Here is a 21495-nt window from a genome sequence, read left to right on the forward strand (position 1 = left end):
TTTAACAAAATTTATTTCTGCTGGTATAAACGAAATGCAATTTTTGTTGTCTTTACATTCACAGAACAATTAAAACGACTAATGAATATGAAAAAGACTTTATTTTTAGTTGGCTTCTTTTTAGCCCTGGCGATCGGAACTACATATGCACAAAAATTTGCTTTCATTGATATGGAGTATATTCTTGGAAAAATTCCGGCTTACGAAAATGGCAACATGCAGCTTGAAAATGTATCAAAACAATGGCAAAGCGAAGTGGATAAAGCAGCACAGGAAGTAGAAGCCATGTACAAAAAATATCAGGCGGACCTGGTTTTTCTGGCTGGTGAGGAGAAAACGAAACGCGAGAACGAAATAGTTGCGAAGGAAAACGAAATCAACACGCTACGTAACAAATATTTCGGGCAGCAAGGTGAGTTATTCAAACGACGCGAAGCGATAATGAAACCTATCCAAGATGACATTTACAATGCTGTAAAGGAGATTGCCGCGGCCAACTCTTACCAGGCAGTTGTCGACAGAGCTTCGGCCACATCCATCATATTTGCATCGCCGGACATTGATATCAGCAATCAAGTTTTAGCTCGATTAGGGTATTAATAACCAAATATTTATTATCTTTGCGACGCAAAAACAGAAACTGATCAAGACTAAACCGACGTTGATTCAGTCTAAACGAAAAAATTAATAAAATTCAATACACCAATCATGACTAAAAAATTAATCATCTTATTGCTCGCGATTGCTCCTATCGCTGCCTTTGCACAGAATGCAAAACTAGCACACATAAACACTTCCGAGCTTTTTAACCAAATGCCTGAAATCCCGGGTATCGAGACTCAGTTGAACACCAAGCAGGAAGAGATTTCTAAAAACGGCCAGGCACTGGTTGACGAATTCAATAAAAAAGCAGAAGAATTCCAAAAATTGGCACCCACTTCATCCGAGACCGTTAAAGCCGATCAACAGAAACAGTTGGATCAGATTAATGAAAGGTATCAAATGTTTTTGCAAAACAGCCAACGGGAAATGGAAGAGTTGCGCCAGAAACTTCTGGCTCCGGTTCAACAAAAGATTGCTACCGCTATTAAAGCTGTGGGTGACGAAAAAGGATACACCTATATTTTTGACCTGGCTGCTGGAAATCCGGTTTACTTCAATGCTACAACCGCAGAGGATGCCACTCCTTTGGTTAAAACCAAACTGGGTATCAAATAATTATCTCTCGCAGAGGCATAAAAAAACTCCCGAATTTCGGGAGTTTTTTTATGCCTAGTCCTCTTTAGCACCCGTTTCCGTATCCTGTGCCATACCTGAAGCTGTGTCAGTCTCTTTTTTGAAAGCTTGTTTAACCCGCTCAAAATCTTCTTTCCACGCTTCCCCTACTTTAGAAAAGAAATTGGAGGCACTTTCTCTAACTACATCCCATTTATTTTCAGCAATATCATCAAACTTTCCCAACTTTTCCGACAGTTCATCTTTCAAGCTTTTCAATTTTTCTATTTGCTCGGCATATTCTTCTTTGGCGTCTTCGGTAATGTTGCTGATGCCTTGCTTCATTTCATCAATTTTTGCATCGAGCTGATCCAATATCTCCTGCGTCTTTTGCTTAAACTCCTGTTTGTTCATACGATATTTTTTTAAAAAGTTTTCTGACATTAAAACAGATATCGCCCTAATTAAGTTCAAAACGATAAATTAAAAGCAAAAAAAACCTTATCTTTGTAATCATTAAAGTAATTCAATAGATATTCAATTGTAATTTGATTGTAACGATGAAATTTTCAACGCTACAACAAATATCAATTAAATAATACGAAACAAATCATCGTTGGATATCTGTTAGTTATATCTTTATATGGATTATTACACAAACTTATCTCATAGATAATTTTTATGTTAAACATCGTGATTTTTGGCGCTCCCGGTTCTGGAAAAGGAACACAAAGTGATTTATTGATTAAAAAATACGGACTGAAGCACGTATCAACGGGAGATATATTGAGATTTGAAATAAAGGCTGGCTCAGCGTTAGGCAAAATAGCAGATCAATATATTTCGAAAGGACATTTGGTTCCCGACGAGATTATGATCGAAATGCTGGAAGATCTGATCCGGAAAAACCTGGATAAAAAAGGATTTATTTTCGATGGATTTCCCCGTACACTTCCGCAAGGAGAAGCCTTGGACAACAAAATGAAGAAAAACGGTTTGGACATCACCTCTGTACTAAGCCTGGAGGTTAAGGACGAAGAACTGATTGACAGGCTGCTGAAACGCGGGCAACTATCGGGTCGCTCCGATGACAACGGGCATACCATCAAATCGAGGCTCAACGTATACCACCAGCAAACAGAACCGTTGAAAGAGTATTATGCCGGACAGAACAAATTAGTATGCATACCCGGTGAGGGAGCTATCGAGGAGATCTTTAATTCGATAGTAGAAGTGGTTGATAATCTTACTGGCAGATAAAATGGCTGAAACAAATTTTGTTGATTATGTAAAAATCTTTTGCAGATCGGGAAAGGGAGGACGAGGGTCAACCCATTTCAGAAGAGAAAAATATATCCCAAAGGGCGGGCCTGACGGTGGAAACGGTGGCGATGGAGGACATATAATCTTACGCGGCAACAGAAACTACTGGACACTGCTCCATTTGAAATTCCAACGCCATATCTTTGCCGGACATGGTGAAAGCGGCTCAAGACGTAACAGCTCTGGCAAGAGAGGCGACAGCAAAATCATTGAAGTACCGTGCGGAACTGTGGCCTATGACGCTCATACGGGTGAATACCTGTGCGACATTACCGACGATGGACAAGAAATAGTTTTGCTGAAGGGTGGACGTGGAGGATTGGGAAACACGAACTTCAAATCGGCAACCAACCAGGCACCGCGTTATTCCCAACCGGGAGAGCCTTACGAAGAGAAATGGATTATTCTTGAATTGAAATTGCTCGCCGACGTGGGATTGGTTGGCTTTCCCAACGCCGGAAAATCAACACTCCTGTCCGTGGTGTCTGCAGCGAAGCCAAAGATTGGTAATTATCCATTCACCACATTGGAACCCAATTTGGGGATAGTAAGTTATCGCGAAGGAAAATCGTTCGTGATGGCGGATATTCCAGGCATCATAGAAGGAGCCAGCGAAGGGAAAGGACTCGGTCTGCGATTTTTACGCCATATTGAGAGGAACTCGCTACTTTTGTTTGTGGTACCTGCCGATGCCGAAAATATTCACGAAGAATACAACATTCTGTTGAACGAACTCACCAAATATAATCCCGAGTTGCTAGACAAACATCGTGTTCTCGCAATCTCTAAAGCAGATATGCTGGACGACGAATTGATACACGAGATTTCCTATGACTTACCGAAAATTCCCTATGTTTTCATATCGTCCATCACCGGATACGGAATCCCTGCGTTAAAGGATATTCTCTGGAGGGAATTAAATTCAGAAGAGACCATCCACGTTTCCACATCGAGGGAGTCGCTTGTTCACAGACGCCTGGACGTTCAATCCCTGGAGTTTGAACCCGAAGAAGAAATTGAAGAGGATTTGGACGATGAATACGGGGAGGAAGAAGAAAATTATTACGAAGAGGATTTTTAAATTATGTTTCGCCACCCCAATTATTCAAACCTGCTTTTCTTCACTATTTTCTCCAATGAACAGCGGTTGCTTCATTTCTCTACTACACGGGCAGGCGGCGTGAGCCGCGGTGAATTCCGGTCGTTAAACCTGGGAAATTACTCCGATGATAATCCGCTGAATATTTTTGAGAACAGATCCATTGTGGCCCGAAAGTTCTACAAAGAGGCCAATGATCTGATAACTCCGCATCAAACCCATGGTAATAGGGTACTGCTTATTGACGCTGAGTTTCTGAATCTCTCCAATGCAGAAAAAATTGAAAGGCTCTACGGATACGACGCATCCGTTACACAGGAGAAAGGTTACTTCTTGTGTGTCACCACGGCCGACTGTGTTCCGCTGTTGTTGTTCGACCGGAAAAACGAAGCTATCGGTGCTATTCACGCCGGATGGAAAGGGACCTCAGGGAGAATCGTTGAAAAGACACTTCTTGAAATGAAGAAAAACTTTGGAACTGAAACCCGGGACATTCTCGCAGCAATTGGTCCGGCAATCGGCATCGATAATTACGAAGTAGGGAGGGAAGTTGAGGAAGAGTTTCAAAAAAGCGGCTTCAATCTCAATAAATCCATTTCGTATCGCCATAACTTATCCCGGAAGTTGCATATTGATCTCAAGGAAATCAACCGACAGGAACTCATTAGGATGGGCGTTCCCAAGCACCAGATTGAGAAAACGCGGTATTGTACCTACGGTAATAGCCGCCTGTTTTTCTCGGCCCGGCGGCAATCGTTGCACTCTGGAAGAATGCTTTCCGGTATAATGCTTCGTTAACGGCTACCAACAAAACAGCCGTCAGGAAAGTCGGACGGCTGTAAGATTTTGTTTTTTTGGAAAACATTAATACTCATCTTCGTTAAAAAAGAAGTCTTCTTTACTGGGATAATCGAGCCATATATCTTCTATCGTTTCAAAAACTTCCGTGTCGTCCTCAATTTCCTGTAAATTCTCAATCACTTCAAGCGGGGCACCGGAACGTTGAGCAAAATCAATGAGCTCGTCTTTTGTTGCCGGCCAGGGAGCGTCTTCCAATTTAGAAGCTAATTCGAGTGTCCAATACATAATTATCTCCTTAGGGTTTGTTGTTTCATAAATTTAGCGCAAAAATATACAAAAAAATCAGATATTATCCTATTCCCAGTATATTTCTTTTCCGGTCTTGTTACTTTCGTATCGTGCGAGCACGAAAAAGTAGTCTGACAAACGATTTAAGAAAATTAGAACAAAATCGGCTACTGGAAATTCTTCAGCCACCCGATAAACGTTTCGTTCAGCTCTTCGGGAAACGGTGCGACAGATATGTGCACGTGCAGCAGCTTCATTGCCTCCGGGAAGAATAAAACGGTTCAACCGGGGTAAAGTATGGTCTATCCGATCGATTTCCTTTTCAACTTTTTCAATGTCTTCCGGGGAGATGATACTGGCAGCTTTAGGGGGAATCTGCTCTGTTTCTGTTGCCAGGTAAGAGCCTACCGTAAAAAGCTTGTGTTGTAGAAAAGAAAGGAAGAGACCGGTTTCCTCATCATCAACACCGCAGTTCAACCAACCGATAAAACTGTTCAATTCGTCGATTGTTCCGTAAGCCCCTAGCCGGACATGCGTTTTTTTTACCCGGGTGCCGCCAACCAACGATGTTTTACCCTTATCTCCCGATTTTGTATATACAGTACTTTTTTTCATTTCAAAATCCATTTTAGGCCTCAGGCACTCAGGTTGTTTTATTGTCAGGAATTTTACCTCTTATTTAATGTCTAATTGCCTTTTTAAATCAAATAACTCGCTTTGTGATACGATTTCTTTAAAACGACAACACCAATATCTTTCATGTCGAAAGTAATTCTTGCCCTTTCATCTGCGACGACAGCCTTCCAGAAACGTTTGCCATTACCCGATTTTATTCCCGCGATAACCCAGAACGTATCGTCTGAACTCATCGATAGCAGGCTCTCCATATCAACAGGAAATGAGTTTAAATAGACAAATATTCCGTCGTACAACTCGGAAAGGTCTATTTCATCGATAAACTCAACATGCCTGTTATACGTTGTATGCAAATTTCTTGCCAGCAACACATTTTTCCCTTCCGGATCAAAACAGTGACAAACGGCATCCTTAGAAGCTGCACTTAGATAGAGCGTATTAATCCCCTTTCCCGTATCCAGTTCGAGAACCCTCCCGGGTTTAAAATACCTGACAAGCTTGTATGACAAATGATGAAGCTTTTTATCGGACGTCTCTATGTTGTGTGCGCGTAACAGCTGGTCAATATCCAGAAATGCCGTGTACCCATATTCTTCGTTAATAATATGGGTGACAAAATTATAAGCAAAAGGAGAATGAATACCGAACCCTCTTGCCTGCTTTCTTCGTTTAAACCACTTGAAACACAAAACCGGGAACAATTATAATGTATAAATTAAAGCTACTGCATAGGCTGTTATGCCTTCCTGCCGGCCCACAAACCCCATCTTTTCAGAGGTGGTGGCCTTGATGGAAATAGTGTTGACATCCGTCTCCATTATTTCGCTTAACGTCTTTTGCATAGCCGGAACATGCGGGTTCATTTTGGGAGCTTCGGCACAGATGGTTGCGTCAATGTTACCTACCTCAAACCCATTTTCTCGCAACAAGGCAACGCTTTTCTTCAACAGTATTTTACTGTCGACACCCAGAAACTCGTCTGCGGTGTCAGGAAAATGAAAACCGATATCCCGCAGGTTGGCCGCACCAAGCAATGCATCACAAATGCTGTGGATCAATACATCGGCATCGGAATGACCCTGCAGGCCTTTTTCAAAGTCTATTTTTATTCCTCCCATCCAGAGGTCTCTGCCTTCTGCCAGGCGATGCATGTCGTATCCAAAACCTACCCTTATCTTCATAGAAAAATTACTCGATTACCGCAACAACTGTTTTATTCCATCGATATCAAAACCGAGCGACAAGCGCAAGGTCTGATCCAACGGATTGGACTGGGCCGTTGAGACTAAATAAGCCGCATCAATTTGAAAGGCGTTCATTTTAAATCCGGCTCCAAAAGCCATATAACGGCGATTTCCCTTGTATTCGCTCTCGTGGTAATACCCCGTACGGAGCGAAAACCGATTATCGTAAGAATATTCTACTCCCAGCGACCAGATCACTTCCTGCATCTCTTCCTTAAATCCCCCGGGAGCATCACCAAAAGAGTTGAAAATACCGGCAACGGGAGAAGTATCGGCATATTTCTGTACCCTTTTCGTCCTCTCCTCTTCGCTCTCCCCTTCAGCAGGCAGTTGTGGCGTCGGAACAAGCAACTTGTTGACATCAACACTGAAAGAGAAACTGTTTTTATCATCAACCGGCAGCCCCAGTGATGTACCCACCCTCAAGTTCGCAGGCAAAAACATGGATGTGTTGCCTCCGTCATAAGATATCTTTGTTCCTATATTTGAAATATTAAACCCAAACCCCAACAATGCTTCCGACTGTCCCAGGTTGAGATAGGTCTCATTGTAACCGGAAATATCGGCTGAGAAAGCGTTGCCGGGTGTCACGTCATCGCTTCCCGTGGAATAATCGGCACGTATATACCGCAAGGTGACCGCTCCTGAAAAGGTTTCAGAAAGTTTTCTTGAATACGCCACATCGAAAGCAAATTCATGGGGGGATACGGCCATCACGTAATCGGTGTTCTGATCAAATACATCAACGTCTCCCAGAGAAAAATAACGGAGTGAAGTACTGATAGCGTTCAGGTTTTCGTTCCCGAATTTCCAAAAACCGGTCAGATACACCAGATCAATGTCGTTTACCAGCTTACTTAACCAGGGAGTATACGAGATCGAAAATCCGGTACTGCCGGATATAAACGGATACTTGGCAGCATTCCAATACTGTGAATAGACATCGGGCATGGAGGCAGCACCTATATCGCCCATACCGCCGCCCCGGGCATCGGATGCGATCTGAAGAGAAGGCATTGCCACGGGAATCGGATTATATTGTTGGGCAAAAGCCTTGTCGGAAAACAGTATAAATAGGCTCAAGAAACAAACGGTAGTGAAGAAACTTGATTTCGATTGCATAGATCTGTATATGTTGTTTAATTTCTAAACAAATATAATCTCTTTTTATTGTATTGGTGCTATTTAATTTTAAAATCGAGCAGCTTCTTATTTTCAATATAGCCCTCAAGACGATCGTTGATGGATACACCTCCAATTCCTGCCGGAGTTCCGGTAAAGACAAGATCCCCTATCTTAAGCGTAAAAAAGCGACTGATGTAAGCGATGATTTTATCGAAAGAGTAAATCAAATCACAACTATTCCCTTGCTGTACAGTTTTTTCATTGATATCGAGACGAAAGTTTATGTTGTTAATGTCCGGTATTTTCTTTATGGAAATAAATTCTCCTACGGGCGCAGAATTATCAAAACCTTTGGCTATCTCCCAAGGCAGGCCCAATTCCTTTTGTTTCCGTTGCAAATCACGGGCGGTAAAATCTATACCTACGGTAATTTCATCGTAATAACGGTGAGCAAATTTTTCGGCAATGTTCTTTCCCAACCGGTTAATTTTTAGCACCAATTCTGTTTCGTAATGAATTTCACTGGAAAAATCAGGCAGGAAAAAAGGGTTTCCGTTACGCAATAAAGCCGTATCGGGTTTCATAAAGATAACCGGTTCACTGGCCTCAAAGACCCGCTTCATCTCCCGGTTATGCGAATCGTAATTTAAGCCGACAGCAAAAATTTTCATTGGTGCTACCCCTCCTTCACAAGCCGGTTAAACATGACCGCCAGGTGCGCGTAAAGCGATGTATTCTGCAACACAATGTGCTCGGGAACGCGAATCCGGAAAGGAGTAAAATTCCATATTGCCTGAATCCCTCCCGCAATCATAAAGTCGGCAACTTCCTGAGCAATATCGGGGGGAACGGTGAGAATACCAATTTGGGCATCTATTTTTTTGTTTTTTGCCGCGAAATCATCGGAGTGAAACACGGGGATGTTGTTAATTTTCTGTCCGACGATGGATGGATTCACGTCAAATCCAGCACGTATCTTTAGGCCGTATTGCTCTAAACCCGAATCGGAAAGCAAGGCAGCCCCCAGACTTCCTACCCCGAAAAGCACGGCGGTATGCATCTTTTTGAAACCCAAAAAATCTTCCAGCACACCTATCAGCTTATCAATATCATAGCCTACCCGGGTTTTACCGCTGACATTTACATAGGAAAGATCTTTCGCAATTTGAGTGGCTGACACATTGATCTTTTTGGCGATTTGTGTAGAAGACACTTTGCTGTATCCTTGTTTTTTTAACAACTTAACGTAAGACAAATACCACGGCAGCCTTCGCAAAGCCGGTTCAGGGATTCTCGAATGATAGTTGTCGTGATTCATTGACAGATCTGTTTTAATTTGCAAAGATACTCGTTTTTTGCTAAAAATTTTTATCCCGGCAGATAATTAAAGAAAAAAGTCCGTAATTGGACAAAAAAAACTATTTTTGTGAAAACGGAATCCCAAGAGCCAATGGAACTCAATCAGAACAATCTATTATTCACCATCGCCGGAACAGCCTTGCTGGCTTCGTGCACAGGAACAGAAAAAACGGTAAATACGAAACCGTTGAACATCGTTTATATCATGACGGACGACCATACCCGGCAAATGATGAGTTGTTATGACAAGCGCCACATAGAAACACCTAACCTCGACAGAATAGCTAATAACGGAGTGAGATTTACCAATGCTTTCGTGGCAAACTCCATCTCTGCTCCCAGCCGTGCATGTCTGCTGACCGGAAAGCACAGCCACAAAAACGGAAAAATCGACAACATCACTTCGTTCGACGGCAGTCAGCAAACCGTCCAGCAACTGCTGCAACAGGCGGGATACCAAACAGCAATGATTGGAAAATGGCACCTGGACAGTCAACCCACTCATTTCGACTACTGGACAATTCTTCCCGGTCAAGGCCATTATTATCAACCCGATTTTATCACCCCTGAAGGAAGAAAAAACCACCAGGGGTACGCCACAAACCTCATTACTGACTTCGGACTGGATTGGCTCGAGAACGGACGCGACAAGAAAAAGCCTTTCTGCCTGTTCCTGCATCACAAAGCGGCACACCGTAACTGGATGTCCGATACGACTTACCTAAAAGCTTACGAAGACAAAACATTTGAGCTCCCTACCAATTTTTACGACGATTATTCAGGGAGAAAAGCAGCAAAAATGCAGGAGATGAGCATCGCTAGCGACCGCGATATGGACATTGTGAATGACCTGAAGATGCTGCGTCCGGGTGTCAGCACCCGGTTGTCGGAACAATATATCCAGGGGGAATATGCCCGGTTGGATTCTGCACAGAAAACAAAATGGGATGCTCATTACCAGCCAATCATTGATGCATTTTACGCGTCTGGCTTACAAGGCAACGAATTGGCAGAGTGGAAATATCAACGCTATATGCGTGATTACGCCAAAACCATAAAGTCGCTGGATGAAAATGTGGGGCGTATTCTCGACTACCTGGAAAAAAACGGAATGCTGGAGAACACCGTTGTCATTTACACGTCCGATCAGGGTTTTTACATGGGTGAACACGGTTGGTTCGACAAACGATTCATGTATGAAGAATCGTTCAGCACACCCCTGGTTATGTGGCTTCCCAAATCATACAAGAAACGGGGCGACATACCACAACTGGTTCAAAACATCGATTTTGCACCGACAATGCTTGAGCTTGCGGGTGCTCCTATCCCTTCAGATATACAAGGCGTCTCCCTGGTACCTTTACTCAAAAACGAAAAAGCTCCCGCTAATTGGAGAAAATCCCTGTATTATCATTACTACGAATATCCCGGTGAACATGCCGTAAGGCGTCATTATGGAGTGAGAACGGAACGGTACAAACTCATTCGCTTCTACGGAGACATAGATGAGTGGGAACTGTTCGACCTGCAAGCCGATCCGATGGAAATGAACAACCTGTACGGAAAAACCGGATACGAAAAAATTACCGGCGAGCTTTGCGCCGAACTTAAACGCCTCCAGGAGCAATACGATGACCCGATCAGGAAGGACAACTGAATGATGCTTCCAATCGAGACTCACCCTTTGCAACCCTTTTTACCCGGCAAAACCAGGTTACTGATGCTGGGCAGCTTTCCTCCACCGAAGGCGAAGTGGAAGATGGATTTCTATTATCCGAATTTCCAAAACGATATGTGGCGGATTTTGGGGCTGGCGTTTTTCAATGAAAAAGACTATTTCCTTTCGGAAAACAAGTTCTCTTTCGATAAAGAAAAAATTATGGAATTCCTATCCTTGAAAGGTATTGCCGTATGTGATACGGCACACGAAGTACACCGGCTGAAAGGAAATGCGTCGGATAATTTTCTGGAAATAGTTACTCCGCTCAACCTTGAAAACATTTTATCGAAAATCCCTGACTGCAAAGCGTTCGCTACAACCGGTGAAAAAGCGACTGAGACTCTTCGGTCGCTTTTTCCCGCCACAACTCCCATTCCTAAGATTGGGAACAGCGTGACCGTTGATTTCCTCAATAAGAAATACAAATTTTACCGGATGCCTTCCTCATCAAGAGCATACCCCAGGCCATTATCCGAAAAGGCCAAAATATACAGGCAACTTTTTACAGAGATGGAAATTCTTTAGAGAGCGTTAAATCTCAGCGTCACCTAACACTCCTTCGAAATTCAATGGAAATACCTTGGTTATCTTTTGGCTTTTGATGAGTGGCTTCAGTTTTTTCAGAACAATCTCTTTAAAATAAGAAGCATTGGAATGCACTTTATATGCAGCTTCACTCTCGTAGCTCTCGTAGATAAATACACGAGCAGGATCCTCTTCACTCAACAAAACATCGTAAACCAGGCAACCCTCTTCGTTTTCAAGGGTTTGCAATTGAATGTCTGATAACAACTCTATGGCCTCATCTACCCGGCTCTCATCCAACGTAAATTCAACCAAAATCACATAGGGTTCACCTGCATTTTGTGCCTGTGAATGGCGGGGATAAGCAGAAAGAAGCGTCAGAAAAAGCACACAGAAAAGAAAAAATTGCTTTTGCATAGGTTAAGAAAATTTAAAAACTGTTTTGATTATTTATGCACTGTTTGTGTCATTTTTTATGAACCTGGATTTTCGCATCATACGGCGTATGGAACAAAAGGAAACTTCAAAACAGTTTCTTAATTTCGCAGACCGGAAACATTTTTCAGCACAGCGCGTATAGCTCCAATCTTTAAATGCGTGTTGATGATAATGGGAATTCTGTTCGCATCATCGGTCAATGAAGCACTAATAGCCTCTTTCTTGTCTTTAAACGCCTTATCGTAGATGGTCAGGGAGATTTGAACCGTGTTGTAGGTTTGCCCGTCATTGGCTTTAATCTTGGACAAACCGTTGTAGTTTACAGCCATGTTCACGATCTCTCTTCCGGAAATAAACTGTATTTGCTTTTGGTCACCGGGTTCCATATCCGTGTAGTCCAGGTTCCGGATCAACGCCAATACCGACAGGTAATCGTATGTACATTCATGGGTAGTAATGGTTTCCTCAAATTTCTTTTTTCCGTTAAAAACACGGTTTGTCCTTACTTTTATCCCATCCTCTACATAACTGAAAGACTGCACTTCCCGGGAATAATCCTTTCCTTCAAATGCATTTTTAGTGAAGAGCAGCGGTCGCAAATTCATGTCGATATACGACACAAGCGTATCATTAACCGTATAAACACTTCCTGCCAATCCACTCGTATTAAGCAACATGCGAACATTGAAAGCGCTGTTGCCCTTGTAGTTTACCAGATTGGTCTTTAATGATCCTGTGCCGGCTTTGGCATTCACTATGCCGTAATTGAAATACAAATCGTAAGAGATGTTCTCTCCGTCTTTAAAAGAGTTATTGATGATCTTACACTGGGCAATTGCTCCCTGAGGCAGGGAGACAACCAAGATAAATAAGAGAAACAATTGAATCGTTTTGTTCATTTTCGTTCGTTTGGATTAAGTGCGGTTATCGGGCAGGAGCAACCGGTCTCTGCATTGGAGTGGCCGGTCCGCCCATACTTCCGGCCCCGCCGGGAAAAGAAGCTCCTCCGCGTCGGTTTTGCTGCTGTTGCTGGCGTTCGCGTTCTTCGTTGAGGTTACGGCGTTTCTTTTCTTCGGGTTTATTTTTAGTGACATCAAGCGGTTTTTGCTTGTCTAACGGCAACTCCGTCACATTCCACGACTCTTCATGGTCAGTGTATGCCCTAATCTCATACGCACCCGGATAATAGTAAACTCTTTCGGGCTGTCTACCCTTCTCATAGTCACCTGTCGTCCATTCACCGTCTTCGTTGTCATCGATGAAAAGTCGGGCATACAGCGTTCCCGGATTAATATCGAAAATCAGGGCTTCGCTGTTTTTGACACGTACTTTTCGAAAAGGTTTATCCGATTTGTCCAGCAACTCTACATAAGCCGGTTTCCCTACCGGCAGTCCCGACAGCTGAAACATTAAGTTTCCGTACTGATCCAGTGCTTTTACGGCAAACGTCTGCTCTACCTTGTTGTTCCACAATCCGTAAATACTGTGAACAGTCGCTGAATCGATGGTTAATTTATACTTCCCTCCGGGTTCCCATTTGTGCCGAAGCGTATACTTTCGGGGGTTGAGCGTGTCGCCAAGCATAGTGAAAGGGACATGCGAGAAAACAGAGTCCACTTCGTATGTGAGGTGAACTTTCGATGAATCAAAATCGATTACCGGTTGTTCAAACTCCAACTGAACCGGCAAGTAAATTTCGTGTGAAGATTGGATATTGTGATTAACGGCAAGCAAACGCACTTCTTCTTCCTTCCCTTCGTTTTCTTTTTCTCTACGGGTTTGTCGCGGTTCGCGGAAGTTAAAACTCAATGTATCCGACTGCAAAAGGTCCCGGTTCAACGAATCTGTTTTCAGGTAATCCATCTTCAGTATAACGGTATCCTGCCTTAAGACCAATGAGTCGGATATCCACAGGGAAAGGGTATCGTTATCTTTGCTTTTCTCCATCACGTACCAGTTTTCATTGCCTGATACCGGTTTTAACAGTTCGAAAGCAGGCTCCTGGGTTGGAGCCGCAAAAAAGACAACAAGTTTTTCACGCTGGGTTCGTTCGTGTTTTTGAAAATATTTCCGTTGAAATCCGGATGAAAATGAGCGAAGTAAAATATTATCAGGCAGAAAACGGGTGTAATTTATCGTTTTTACGGTATCAATGGTCACACTGTCTTTGAAAACCGTATCCTGTCGTATAGCAGGCATCGATGACGGCACGACAATGGAATCAAGAAAGGCTATGGCCTCCTGCGGGTTGTCATATTTATAATCCCTGTTTTTATCGTCGAGAGCAAAAATCCTGTATTTACCTGCGGCTAATCCTCTTACTGTAAACCTTCCGCGTGAGTCAGTCCTTGAAATCCTTTCAAAAGGAGTCCTTACAAAAGCGGTGTCATCCAGGTTGGTGTGCATGCCCACATAAATACCTTGAGCAGGTTCCAGGTTTTCTGCGGATAACACTTTGCCGGAAACGGCGAGCGTATCGAGTTGATCTCCTGTAGAGAAAGAGAGGGAGAAGTTTTCGAGCGGATTCCCTTCGTTATTATCGACAATAGCATCAGTAAAATCGATCGTATAAGTAGTGTTTGGCAATAGTTCATCGTTGAATTCCACAACGGCTTTCTTTCCCACCGATTTTATCACAGGCATATTTATCTGCGGAGGCGTAATGATCACTTTCTCTGTCGGTTTTTCAACTTTTATGTTCTCGTCAAATTCAATTTCAACGATGTTGCGGGTTACGTTTAATGCGCTGTTTTGAGGATTGGAACGGATCAGCCGGGGTGGCTTTTCGTCGTACCGCCCACCCGTGGGCGCTGCCATATTGGCGCATGAATTCAATACGAACAGTATTCCTCCCGGAAAAATGAGTATGAGTATATATTTCAACAACCTTATCATTATTACCTTCCTGTCATTTGCATAATTGGCGCAAAAATACAACGAATTAAGTAGTTTTTAGCGTTTTGATGTTTAAAAAAACGGAAATTCAGTAAATACAAGATGTTTTGCAGCGCTATCGGGCTAAGATTTGATTTCCGATTTTGCAGTACAGGCACTTCCGCTTATCGCAGTACTCTTTTTTCAATTGAATGAGCGCTTGCGAATCGAATGCACTGACAGGAGATATACCGGAAACTGCAAATTCAGCAACGATAGCATTTCGTTCTGGTTCTACCGTCTCCAGTATCTGCAACGCTCTGTCACAAAATTTCTCCTGGCCGGTTTTTCTTCCGTAAGCAAAGAGCATAGGAACAACCGTGTTGATAAGGATAACATGGAAAGAAGATTCCCCCAGGTACTTTCGGGATCTTTCCGACTCTTTTCCGAAAGAATAATGGGTATGCCAGTAATCGGAGGTATCAACCTGAAAATAACTCCATAACTGTCTATAGTCTTCTCTCTCGAGTATGGAAGAAAAGAGACGGTCCGACTGCTTCAGCAGAGTTGCCAGCTGTGCGATACGTACTTGTGGAAATGCGCGGGGACGGACACGCAACTTCTTGAATAAAAATCCATCGATAGGCTTAAGTTGGTATTTGTGTTTTAAGAACCCGTATTCTTTTCTGAGTTGCAGGTAGTAATCATCGGAAACAATGTCGTCATACAACAATCCGGCTTGCCCATACAGCAACGCTTCTATCTGAAAAAGGCTATCGCTGTGTCTCTGAATACAGTTGAGAGGAAGGCTCAACGCCAGTCGTTCAAATCCGTCGGAATTTAATCCGAATCCAAAGTTCCGGACAAGCAACACATAAAAGGAATGATCCCATGAATTGTTGAATCGGGCCATATGTGTAAAAATATCGTTGATCTTCCGCTCCAACCGTTGAAGCCCCATCTCAACCATCCAGGCACATATTACTCCCCTTTCCACCAGCGGGAGATGATTCTTGCAAGGGATACTCGACTTGCTGTTGAGCAAATACGCTGCATTTTTTCTTACATCTTCAGGTACAATCAATTGCATTTGCGGAACCTGCACACCTTTTTGGTTCCTCACCACACCTTTCACTCTTTCCGCCACGTGCAAAATCACCGAGTTGTAGCTTTCATCGGTATGGTGTCCGTGTTTGGTCCAATCACCTGATGATGGATGAATCTCCACATCCCCTGCCCACATCTTATCCCCTATTTTGATTTTGGCATTGAAGAAATCAGCTCCGGCATCAGTGTTGTGTGTTCCCGGATCGATGATATCTACTTTTTGTCCATCCATCGTTTGGAGGTCAGCCCGGTCGAAAAGCCGGTATTTCCAAACATAATGAAGCAAATATTCGTTGTTTGTCATATCTCTTTAAGGCTGTTTGGAGTTCAAATATACAATTATATTTTAATCCTGTCAACGGTACGTCTGTTTTTCATTATTTCTCCTTTCAACCGGCTTTCTGTCGATTTTTATGTAACTTTGCCGTATACTTAAAATCATTGAACCACAAATTTTCATGTTAAACCCGCAAGAGAGAAAAAAAATCAAGCAACTGATGCAACGTGAAATAATTCCGGCTATCGGTTGCACAGAGCCTGTCGCCGTATCGCTTTGTGTCGCACAGGCAACGGAAACACTGGGACGAAAACCCAAACAGATCGAGGTAATTCTGAGTTCCAACGTCCTTAAAAACGCTATGGGTGTAGGAATTCCCGGAACAGGAATGATTGGGTTGCCTATAGCCGTTGCCTTGGGCGCACTGATCGGGAAACCGGAGTACGGCCTGGAAGTTCTCCGGGATCTCCAACCTGCGGACGTGGAACGCGCCAAACAATACATCCAAGACAAACGAATAAAAATCGATGTTGAAAAGGAAATTGAAGATAAACTGTATATAGAAGTCCGGTGCTACGCCGGAAATGAATCGTCCGTAGCTGTTATTCGCGGCAGCCATACCCAGTTCTCCTACGTCGAAAAAAACGGAACTGTGCTGCTGAAAAATAAAACGGAAACAGCAGAAGAAAAGGAAGAGGATGTACAGCTCACGTTCCGGAAAGTATACGAATATGCCGCTGAATCGCCTATAGATGAATTGGATTTCATCCTTGAAGCGGCAAGAATGAATCGGGAAGCTTCACTACAATCCCAAAAACAAAGTTACGGACACAACGTGGCCAAAAGCCTGACAGGCGATAGGGGAAAGGCCCTTTTCGGAGAAAATCCACACAGCCGCATGATCTCTGCAACGGCTGGTGCCTGCGATGCAAGGATGGACGGAGCCCTAATTCCGGTGATGAGCAACTCCGGAAGCGGAAACCAGGGTGTAGCCGCGACACTTCCCGTGTTAACCTATGCAGAGGACGCTGGCTGTGACGAAGAAAGTCTTATCAGAGCACTGATTCTCAGCAACCTATCGGTTATTTACATCAAACAATACCTGGGAAGGTTATCGGCATTATGCGGTTGCGTAGTGGCGTCAGCGGGTTCCAGCTGCGGCATAACGTACCTTATGGGAGGCAATTATAGACAGGTTACGTTCGCCATAAAAAACATGATTGCCAACATAACCGGTATGATTTGCGACGGGGCAAAGCCCAGTTGTGCACTTAAAATAGCCAGCGGCACCTCCACGGCAATGCTCTCTGCCCTGATGGCCATAGAAAACCGGGTGGTAACGTCACAGGAAGGTATCGTGAATGAAGACGTGGACAAGACCATTCAAAACCTAGCCATCATTGGTAACCAGGGCATGGCAGAAACCGACAGGATTGTATTGCAAGTAATGACGCACAAAGGATAAAAATCGTTCGAACATAAACCCTGGAAATTTCGTTATAAGACGGACAGATCTTGCTGTGCCGGTAGTTACCGGAAAATTAAAATTTTAAAGCGCAATTTCACTGTGCGACAATCGATCACAGATACGGAACTTACTCTCGAAACAAAAAAAATAAGCGTTCTGGTATGGGAATATTCTATTCCCGCCATCATCGGCACCCTTGTAAATTCGCTCTACAACATCGTTGACCGAATTTTTATAGGCCAAGGGGTTGGAGCGTATGCTATTTCGGGACTGGCCATCACTTTCCCGGTTACCATACTTGCCTCTTCGCTCGGGATGTTGGTTGGTGTAGGTGCCGCAAGCCGGATTTCTATCAGTTTGGGCGAAAGGAAGAAACATACGGCAGAACAAATCCTCGGCAACTCCCTGATACTTATACTTTTGTTCAACGCAGTGATCATGACGCTTTTCTACGTTTATCTCGATCCTATCCTTCTCGCTTTCGGAGCTACCGCAAACACACTGCCCTACGCACGGGAATATTTACAAATCGTTCTTATCGGAAATGTCTTTATCAGTCTCTGTTACAGCTTTAATAACATGATGCGGGCCTCGGGATATCCCAAAAAAGCGATGATAACGATGTTAATCGGAGCTCTGTTGAACATCATCCTCGACCCGGTGTTTATTTTCGTTTTTGATCTCGGTATTGCCGGAGTGGCTTGGGCCACAGTTATTTCCATGTTTGTAGGAATGTTATTTGTGATGCATCATTTCATACAGGACAGCAGTCTTATACGCTTGCGGAAAGAGAATATCCGGCTAAATAAAAATATCGTCCTGGCTATCGTATCTATCGGTCTTTCTCCCTTTTTTATGCAGGTAGCAGCATCAGGAGTAGCCGTTTTGTTAAACACCTCACTGTTGAAACACGGAGGCGATTTAGCCGTAGGTGCCTATGGAATACTTAACTCCATGTTGTTGATCATAATTATGACTGTAGTGGGGTTAAACCAGGGTACGCAGCCGATTATCGGGTATAACTACGGTGCAGGGAACTTTTTGCGGGTCAAAGACACTTTTTTCTATACCGTAAAAGTGGCGACTATTATCACGAGTGCCGGATTTATTATCGGCATGTTCTTCCCCCGTCAATTTGCCAGTGCGTTCACCGGTGACCAGGAATTGCTTGAAATTGCTGAAAACGGTATCCGGCTTAGCTTGATTGCTTTTCCCTTAGTGGGTTTTCAAGTTGTTGCAGGGAATTTCTTTCAAAGTATCGGGCAAGCGAAAAAAGCCATTATACAAAGTTTGAGCCGGCAGATTATCTTTCTGGTCCCCGGGTTATTGATCTTCCCTGCGTTGCTTGGGTTAAACGGCGTTTGGATCGCTATGCCGGTTTCAGACTTCCTGGCATCGCTCCTGTCCCTCTATTTACTGGTGGGACAAATAAGAATTATTCGTAACATGCAAGAGAATCAACCCTTGTACCGCTGAGCCATCGTTATGTAAATAGCCCGATAAAAATTCGGAAAATTCATCCTTTTTGAGTAGTTTTGTCCCTCCAAAACGATAAACAATAATTAAATAAATTATACACAATGAAGAGAGTAGTATTAATTCGTCACGGCGAAAGCGTGTGGAACAAGGAGAACCGTTTTACGGGATGGACCGATGTGGATTTAACTGAAAAAGGTGTTGAAGAAGCACACAAAGCAGGGAAATTATTGAAAAAAGAGGGTTTTCATTTTGAAAAGGCTTACACCTCTTACCTGAAAAGAGCTGTTAAAACTCTCAACGTCGTCCTGGATGAAATGGATTTGGACTGGATTCCCGTAGAAAAAACATGGCGCCTCAATGAAAAGCACTACGGCATGCTGCAGGGACTAAATAAATCTGAAACAGCCGAGAAGTACGGCGATGAACAAGTACTTATCTGGCGCAGAAGCTACGATATTCCTCCAACAGAACTGGCCAAGGACGATCCCCGTTCTCCCTTTATGGATGTCCGCTACAAGGGGGTTGACGAAAAGGACTTACCACTTACCGAAGCGTTGAGCCACACAGTAGATCGCATTCTTCCTTACTGGAACGATACAGTTGTTCCCGAAATGAAAGAGAAATACAACGAAGTGATTATTGCCGCTCACGGAAACAGTTTACGTGGAATTATCAAACACCTGAAAGGTATTTCTGATGAAGATATCGTTAGCTTAAACCTGCCAACAGCTGTTCCCTACGTGTTCGAATTTGACGACAACATGAATCTGGTGAAAGATTATTTCCTGGGCGATCCGGAAGAAATCAAGAAACTAATGGATGCCGTGGCTAATCAAGCCAAGAAGAAATGAATAAAAAAAGTCAGGGTGCTCAGAACAGGCACCCTGACTTTTATTTTAATACATTCAAATTACTTAGATCAGTTCTTTTAATTTTTCAATCGAGAGGTCTATCGCCAAAATAACTCCGTTTTCATCGATCAAGTAATTTTTGAAACCATGCCTCAACCTGAATTCTTTATAAATCGCTGAGCTGGCTCCTGTTTCATCGCAAAACTGCGAATTTAAATCAATCTTGTCCAAGAGCGCCGTTCTTTCAGAGACGTTCCGGTTCTCGTCAAACGAGATCGATAGAAACGTAACGTCAGGGGCTGCTTCTTTTAAATAATTATACAGCTGAACGTTGCTGGCTCTTGATTGGGCATCGTAAGCCGCCCAAAAGCTTAATACTACTTTTCTGCCTTTATATTCGCTTAAGTCGAGATGTTGTCCTTCCAATCCACTGAGAACAATATTTGGAATCTGTTCGCCGGGATAATAACCTGTGGAAGTTTTTTCGGTTTTGATTGAGCTCGACATAAAGAAAAGCGAAACAATTGCTACAAGACAAAAGTTCACATACTTCATAAAAAATGTTTTAATTAATACTCAAACTTACTTGTGCTTCACGCATTTAACTAAGTTTATTTACTGTTGACTTTTCGCTAAAAGTCATCATTTCCAGGGACAAAATTACGTCCGTTTTTATTAAAAAAAAACTTTTACGCCAAAAACTTTGTTTCCAAGTGTTAAAATCAACTTAAATAAACATACGATAACCTATCTATCAGGGATATACAAACAATCACCCCGAATCGTATTGAGGTAAATTTCCACACCCAGTAACGAACATCAACAAAGTACCAAAAAACAGGAACGATCCCTTTCAATTAAAAAATAATTATACCTTTGTTCCAATTGTTAAGTAGCGGCTATAAGTGCATAAAAAAAGCAAAACATTTCTTCATGCAAATAAAAAATTCACTTTACAAGAGAACAACCCCTTATATCGTAGTAGCTTTTCTGATTGGTTTATCTGCTTGTGTTGGCAATCAAAAAAGTAAGAACGCCACTGAGACTATACCCCAACGTGTTGATTCCGGCTGGGTTCAGTTGTTTGATGGCAAATCACTGGATGGCTGGCAAATTACCAACTTTGGTACGCAAGGCACGGTTCAGGTTATTGAAGGTGAAATTGTGCTTGGAATGGGAGATGGCTGTACAGGTATTACCTGGAATGGGAATTTCCCAAAAACAGATTACGAAGTGAAGCTGGAAGCTAAAAAAATAACCGGTAACGATTTTTTTTGCGGAATGACTTTCCCTGTGAAAGATTCGTTTTGCACTTTGATCATAGGAGGATGGGGCGGTCCGGTGGTGGGTCTTAGCAACATCGACGGATCAGACGCATCGGACAACGAAAGTCACACTTTGAAAAAATTCGACCACGATACCTGGTACGCCATTCACTTAAAAGTATCCTCCGAAAAGATTGAAGCATGGATTGATGGGGAACAAGTCGTAGATTTTTCTACCTCGGGAAAGCAACTTTCCGTCCGCAGTGAAGTAAGCCTTTCAAAGCCCTTTGGCATTTGTTCGTGGAGGACAACCTCAGCTTTGCGAAATATTCACTTGAAAGAGTAAGTAAGTATTAGCTACTTTTTAACAGTCACTTTTTATCGTCAACCCCAATTGTCTG

The 21495-nt window shown here is 43.0% G+C and carries 24 protein-coding genes; 11 read left to right on the forward strand and 13 right to left on the reverse strand.

The genetic code is table 11. The annotated features are described in order from the left end of the window. The first annotated feature begins 87 nt into the window (after nt 1–87). Both KCV26_03970 and KCV26_03975 read left to right on the forward strand, forming a co-directional pair. Nucleotides 88–600, forward strand: a complete 513-nt coding sequence (locus KCV26_03970) for an OmpH family outer membrane protein (protein ID WZX37549.1) — start codon at nt 88–90, stop codon at nt 598–600. A gap of 108 nt (nt 601–708) precedes the next feature. Further along, nucleotides 709–1218, forward strand: coding sequence for an OmpH family outer membrane protein (locus tag KCV26_03975; GenBank protein ID WZX37550.1), 510 nt, complete (start codon nt 709–711; stop codon nt 1216–1218). A 54-nt stretch (nt 1219–1272) separates the two neighbouring features. Here the strand turns inward: KCV26_03975 and KCV26_03980 are convergent, their stop codons facing one another. Beyond that, nucleotides 1273–1629 (reverse strand): hypothetical protein, encoded by a 357-nt coding sequence (locus KCV26_03980; protein ID WZX37551.1) that lies wholly within the window; start codon nt 1627–1629, stop codon nt 1273–1275. Nucleotides 1630–1896: 267 nt separating this feature from the next. Here KCV26_03980 and KCV26_03985 point away from each other — a divergent pair, with 267 nt between their 5' ends. From KCV26_03985 to pgeF, 3 genes are read left to right on the forward strand one after another with little or no spacing between them, the layout of a single operon-like run. Then, on the forward strand, nt 1897–2475 hold the full coding sequence (locus KCV26_03985; protein WZX37552.1) for an adenylate kinase: 579 nt from the start codon (nt 1897–1899) through the stop codon (nt 2473–2475). 1 nt (nt 2476) lies between these two features. Next, a complete protein-coding gene (gene obgE / locus KCV26_03990; protein ID WZX37553.1) occupies nt 2477–3619 on the forward strand; it encodes a GTPase ObgE in 1143 nt (380 codons plus the stop codon). Between the two features lie 3 nt (nt 3620–3622). Then, nucleotides 3623–4435, forward strand: coding sequence for a peptidoglycan editing factor PgeF (pgeF, locus tag KCV26_03995; GenBank protein ID WZX37554.1), 813 nt, complete (start codon nt 3623–3625; stop codon nt 4433–4435). A gap of 66 nt (nt 4436–4501) precedes the next feature. Here pgeF and KCV26_04000 read toward each other — a convergent pair whose 3' ends face one another. The 7 genes from KCV26_04000 to KCV26_04030 form a co-directional block, all read right to left on the reverse strand. Continuing rightward, entirely contained in the window at nt 4502–4723 is a 222-nt protein-coding gene (locus tag KCV26_04000) for a DUF2795 domain-containing protein (protein ID WZX37555.1), read from the reverse strand. A gap of 69 nt (nt 4724–4792) precedes the next feature. Then, nucleotides 4793–5341, reverse strand: coding sequence for a cob(I)yrinic acid a,c-diamide adenosyltransferase (locus KCV26_04005; protein ID WZX37556.1), 549 nt, complete (start codon nt 5339–5341; stop codon nt 4793–4795). A gap of 83 nt (nt 5342–5424) precedes the next feature. Then, on the reverse strand, nt 5425–6051 hold the full coding sequence (locus KCV26_04010; protein ID WZX37557.1) for a hypothetical protein: 627 nt from the start codon (nt 6049–6051) through the stop codon (nt 5425–5427). Between the two features lie 12 nt (nt 6052–6063). After that, a complete protein-coding gene (locus KCV26_04015) occupies nt 6064–6543 on the reverse strand; it encodes a 2-C-methyl-D-erythritol 2,4-cyclodiphosphate synthase (protein ID WZX37558.1) in 480 nt (159 codons plus the stop codon). 15 nt (nt 6544–6558) lie between these two features. Then, nucleotides 6559–7728 (reverse strand): type IX secretion system outer membrane channel protein PorV, encoded by a 1170-nt coding sequence (gene porV / locus KCV26_04020; protein WZX37559.1) that lies wholly within the window; start codon nt 7726–7728, stop codon nt 6559–6561. Between the two features lie 59 nt (nt 7729–7787). Beyond that, nucleotides 7788–8402: a fumarylacetoacetate hydrolase family protein gene (locus tag KCV26_04025; protein ID WZX37560.1), complete on the reverse strand. Its 615-nt coding sequence runs from the start codon at nt 8400–8402 to the stop codon at nt 7788–7790. A gap of 5 nt (nt 8403–8407) precedes the next feature. Continuing rightward, nucleotides 8408–9055 carry a redox-sensing transcriptional repressor Rex gene (locus KCV26_04030; GenBank protein WZX38317.1) on the reverse strand — a complete coding sequence of 216 codons (648 nt, stop codon included), beginning with the start codon at nt 9053–9055 and terminating at the stop codon, nt 8408–8410. Nucleotides 9056–9181: 126 nt separating this feature from the next. Between KCV26_04030 and KCV26_04035 the strand changes: the two genes are divergently transcribed. Together KCV26_04035 and KCV26_04040 are read left to right on the forward strand one after the other, a co-directional pair. Continuing rightward, complete coding sequence (locus KCV26_04035) at nt 9182–10747, forward strand: sulfatase (protein WZX38318.1); 1566 nt, start codon at nt 9182–9184, stop codon at nt 10745–10747. Beyond that, the gene (locus KCV26_04040) at nt 10748–11335 is read left to right on the forward strand and encodes a uracil-DNA glycosylase family protein (protein ID WZX37561.1); all 588 of its coding nucleotides are present in this window, start codon (nt 10748–10750) and stop codon (nt 11333–11335) included. It abuts the gene before it with no gap. A gap of 6 nt (nt 11336–11341) precedes the next feature. Here KCV26_04040 and KCV26_04045 read toward each other — a convergent pair whose 3' ends face one another. From KCV26_04045 to KCV26_04060, 4 genes are all read right to left on the reverse strand, one after another. Then, entirely contained in the window at nt 11342–11752 is a 411-nt protein-coding gene (locus KCV26_04045) for an antibiotic biosynthesis monooxygenase (protein WZX37562.1), read from the reverse strand. Between the two features lie 119 nt (nt 11753–11871). Continuing rightward, the gene (locus KCV26_04050; GenBank protein WZX37563.1) at nt 11872–12672 is read right to left on the reverse strand and encodes a DUF3108 domain-containing protein; all 801 of its coding nucleotides are present in this window, start codon (nt 12670–12672) and stop codon (nt 11872–11874) included. 25 nt (nt 12673–12697) lie between these two features. After that, nucleotides 12698–14656 carry an Ig-like domain-containing protein gene (locus KCV26_04055; protein WZX37564.1) on the reverse strand — a complete coding sequence of 653 codons (1959 nt, stop codon included), beginning with the start codon at nt 14654–14656 and terminating at the stop codon, nt 12698–12700. A 127-nt stretch (nt 14657–14783) separates the two neighbouring features. After that, nucleotides 14784–16058: a DUF2851 family protein gene (locus tag KCV26_04060; protein ID WZX37565.1), complete on the reverse strand. Its 1275-nt coding sequence runs from the start codon at nt 16056–16058 to the stop codon at nt 14784–14786. 154 nt (nt 16059–16212) lie between these two features. Between KCV26_04060 and KCV26_04065 the strand changes: the two genes are divergently transcribed. The 3 genes from KCV26_04065 (at nt 16213) to gpmA (ending at nt 19829) form a co-directional block, all read left to right on the forward strand. Further along, a complete protein-coding gene (locus KCV26_04065; protein WZX37566.1) occupies nt 16213–17496 on the forward strand; it encodes a serine dehydratase subunit alpha family protein in 1284 nt (427 codons plus the stop codon). Nucleotides 17497–17610: 114 nt separating this feature from the next. Next, entirely contained in the window at nt 17611–18975 is a 1365-nt protein-coding gene (locus KCV26_04070; GenBank protein WZX38319.1) for an MATE family efflux transporter, read from the forward strand. Between the two features lie 104 nt (nt 18976–19079). Further along, a complete protein-coding gene (gpmA, locus tag KCV26_04075) occupies nt 19080–19829 on the forward strand; it encodes a 2,3-diphosphoglycerate-dependent phosphoglycerate mutase (protein ID WZX37567.1) in 750 nt (249 codons plus the stop codon). Between the two features lie 63 nt (nt 19830–19892). Here gpmA and KCV26_04080 read toward each other — a convergent pair whose 3' ends face one another. Then, the gene (locus KCV26_04080) at nt 19893–20384 is read right to left on the reverse strand and encodes a redoxin domain-containing protein (GenBank protein ID WZX37568.1); all 492 of its coding nucleotides are present in this window, start codon (nt 20382–20384) and stop codon (nt 19893–19895) included. Nucleotides 20385–20762: 378 nt separating this feature from the next. Here KCV26_04080 and KCV26_04085 point away from each other — a divergent pair, with 378 nt between their 5' ends. Next, nucleotides 20763–21440, forward strand: coding sequence for a DUF1080 domain-containing protein (locus KCV26_04085; GenBank protein ID WZX37569.1), 678 nt, complete (start codon nt 20763–20765; stop codon nt 21438–21440). The last annotated feature ends 55 nt before the right edge of the window (nt 21441–21495 follow it).

The sequence above is a fragment of the Petrimonas sulfuriphila genome (assembly GCA_038561985.1).
Lineage (GTDB): Bacteria > Bacteroidota > Bacteroidia > Bacteroidales > Dysgonomonadaceae > Petrimonas > Petrimonas sulfuriphila.

What these genes read in the sequence shown, in the direction of transcription:
- KCV26_04040 (WZX37561.1), top strand. Translation starts at nt 10,748, where the DNA reads ATGATGCTTCCAATCGAGACTCACCCTTTGCAACCCTTTTTACCCGGC.
- KCV26_04080 (WZX37568.1), bottom strand. Translation starts at nt 20,384, where the DNA reads ATGAAGTATGTGAACTTTTGTCTTGTAGCAATTGTTTCGCTTTTCTTT.
- porV (WZX37559.1), bottom strand. Translation starts at nt 7,728, where the DNA reads ATGCAATCGAAATCAAGTTTCTTCACTACCGTTTGTTTCTTGAGCCTA.
- KCV26_04045 (WZX37562.1), bottom strand. Translation starts at nt 11,752, where the DNA reads ATGCAAAAGCAATTTTTTCTTTTCTGTGTGCTTTTTCTGACGCTTCTT.
- KCV26_04035 (WZX38318.1), top strand. Translation starts at nt 9,182, where the DNA reads ATGGAACTCAATCAGAACAATCTATTATTCACCATCGCCGGAACAGCC.
- gpmA (WZX37567.1), top strand. Translation starts at nt 19,080, where the DNA reads ATGAAGAGAGTAGTATTAATTCGTCACGGCGAAAGCGTGTGGAACAAG.
- KCV26_04025 (WZX37560.1), bottom strand. Translation starts at nt 8,402, where the DNA reads ATGAAAATTTTTGCTGTCGGCTTAAATTACGATTCGCATAACCGGGAG.
- KCV26_03970 (WZX37549.1), top strand. Translation starts at nt 88, where the DNA reads ATGAAAAAGACTTTATTTTTAGTTGGCTTCTTTTTAGCCCTGGCGATC.
- pgeF (WZX37554.1), top strand. Translation starts at nt 3,623, where the DNA reads ATGTTTCGCCACCCCAATTATTCAAACCTGCTTTTCTTCACTATTTTC.
- KCV26_03975 (WZX37550.1), top strand. Translation starts at nt 709, where the DNA reads ATGACTAAAAAATTAATCATCTTATTGCTCGCGATTGCTCCTATCGCT.
- KCV26_04005 (WZX37556.1), bottom strand. Translation starts at nt 5,341, where the DNA reads ATGAAAAAAAGTACTGTATATACAAAATCGGGAGATAAGGGTAAAACA.
- KCV26_04065 (WZX37566.1), top strand. Translation starts at nt 16,213, where the DNA reads ATGTTAAACCCGCAAGAGAGAAAAAAAATCAAGCAACTGATGCAACGT.
- KCV26_04050 (WZX37563.1), bottom strand. Translation starts at nt 12,672, where the DNA reads ATGAACAAAACGATTCAATTGTTTCTCTTATTTATCTTGGTTGTCTCC.
- KCV26_04000 (WZX37555.1), bottom strand. Translation starts at nt 4,723, where the DNA reads ATGTATTGGACACTCGAATTAGCTTCTAAATTGGAAGACGCTCCCTGG.
- obgE (WZX37553.1), top strand. Translation starts at nt 2,477, where the DNA reads ATGGCTGAAACAAATTTTGTTGATTATGTAAAAATCTTTTGCAGATCG.
- KCV26_03980 (WZX37551.1), bottom strand. Translation starts at nt 1,629, where the DNA reads ATGAACAAACAGGAGTTTAAGCAAAAGACGCAGGAGATATTGGATCAG.
- KCV26_04085 (WZX37569.1), top strand. Translation starts at nt 20,763, where the DNA reads ATGCAAATAAAAAATTCACTTTACAAGAGAACAACCCCTTATATCGTA.
- KCV26_04060 (WZX37565.1), bottom strand. Translation starts at nt 16,058, where the DNA reads ATGACAAACAACGAATATTTGCTTCATTATGTTTGGAAATACCGGCTT.
- KCV26_04015 (WZX37558.1), bottom strand. Translation starts at nt 6,543, where the DNA reads ATGAAGATAAGGGTAGGTTTTGGATACGACATGCATCGCCTGGCAGAA.
- KCV26_03985 (WZX37552.1), top strand. Translation starts at nt 1,897, where the DNA reads ATGTTAAACATCGTGATTTTTGGCGCTCCCGGTTCTGGAAAAGGAACA.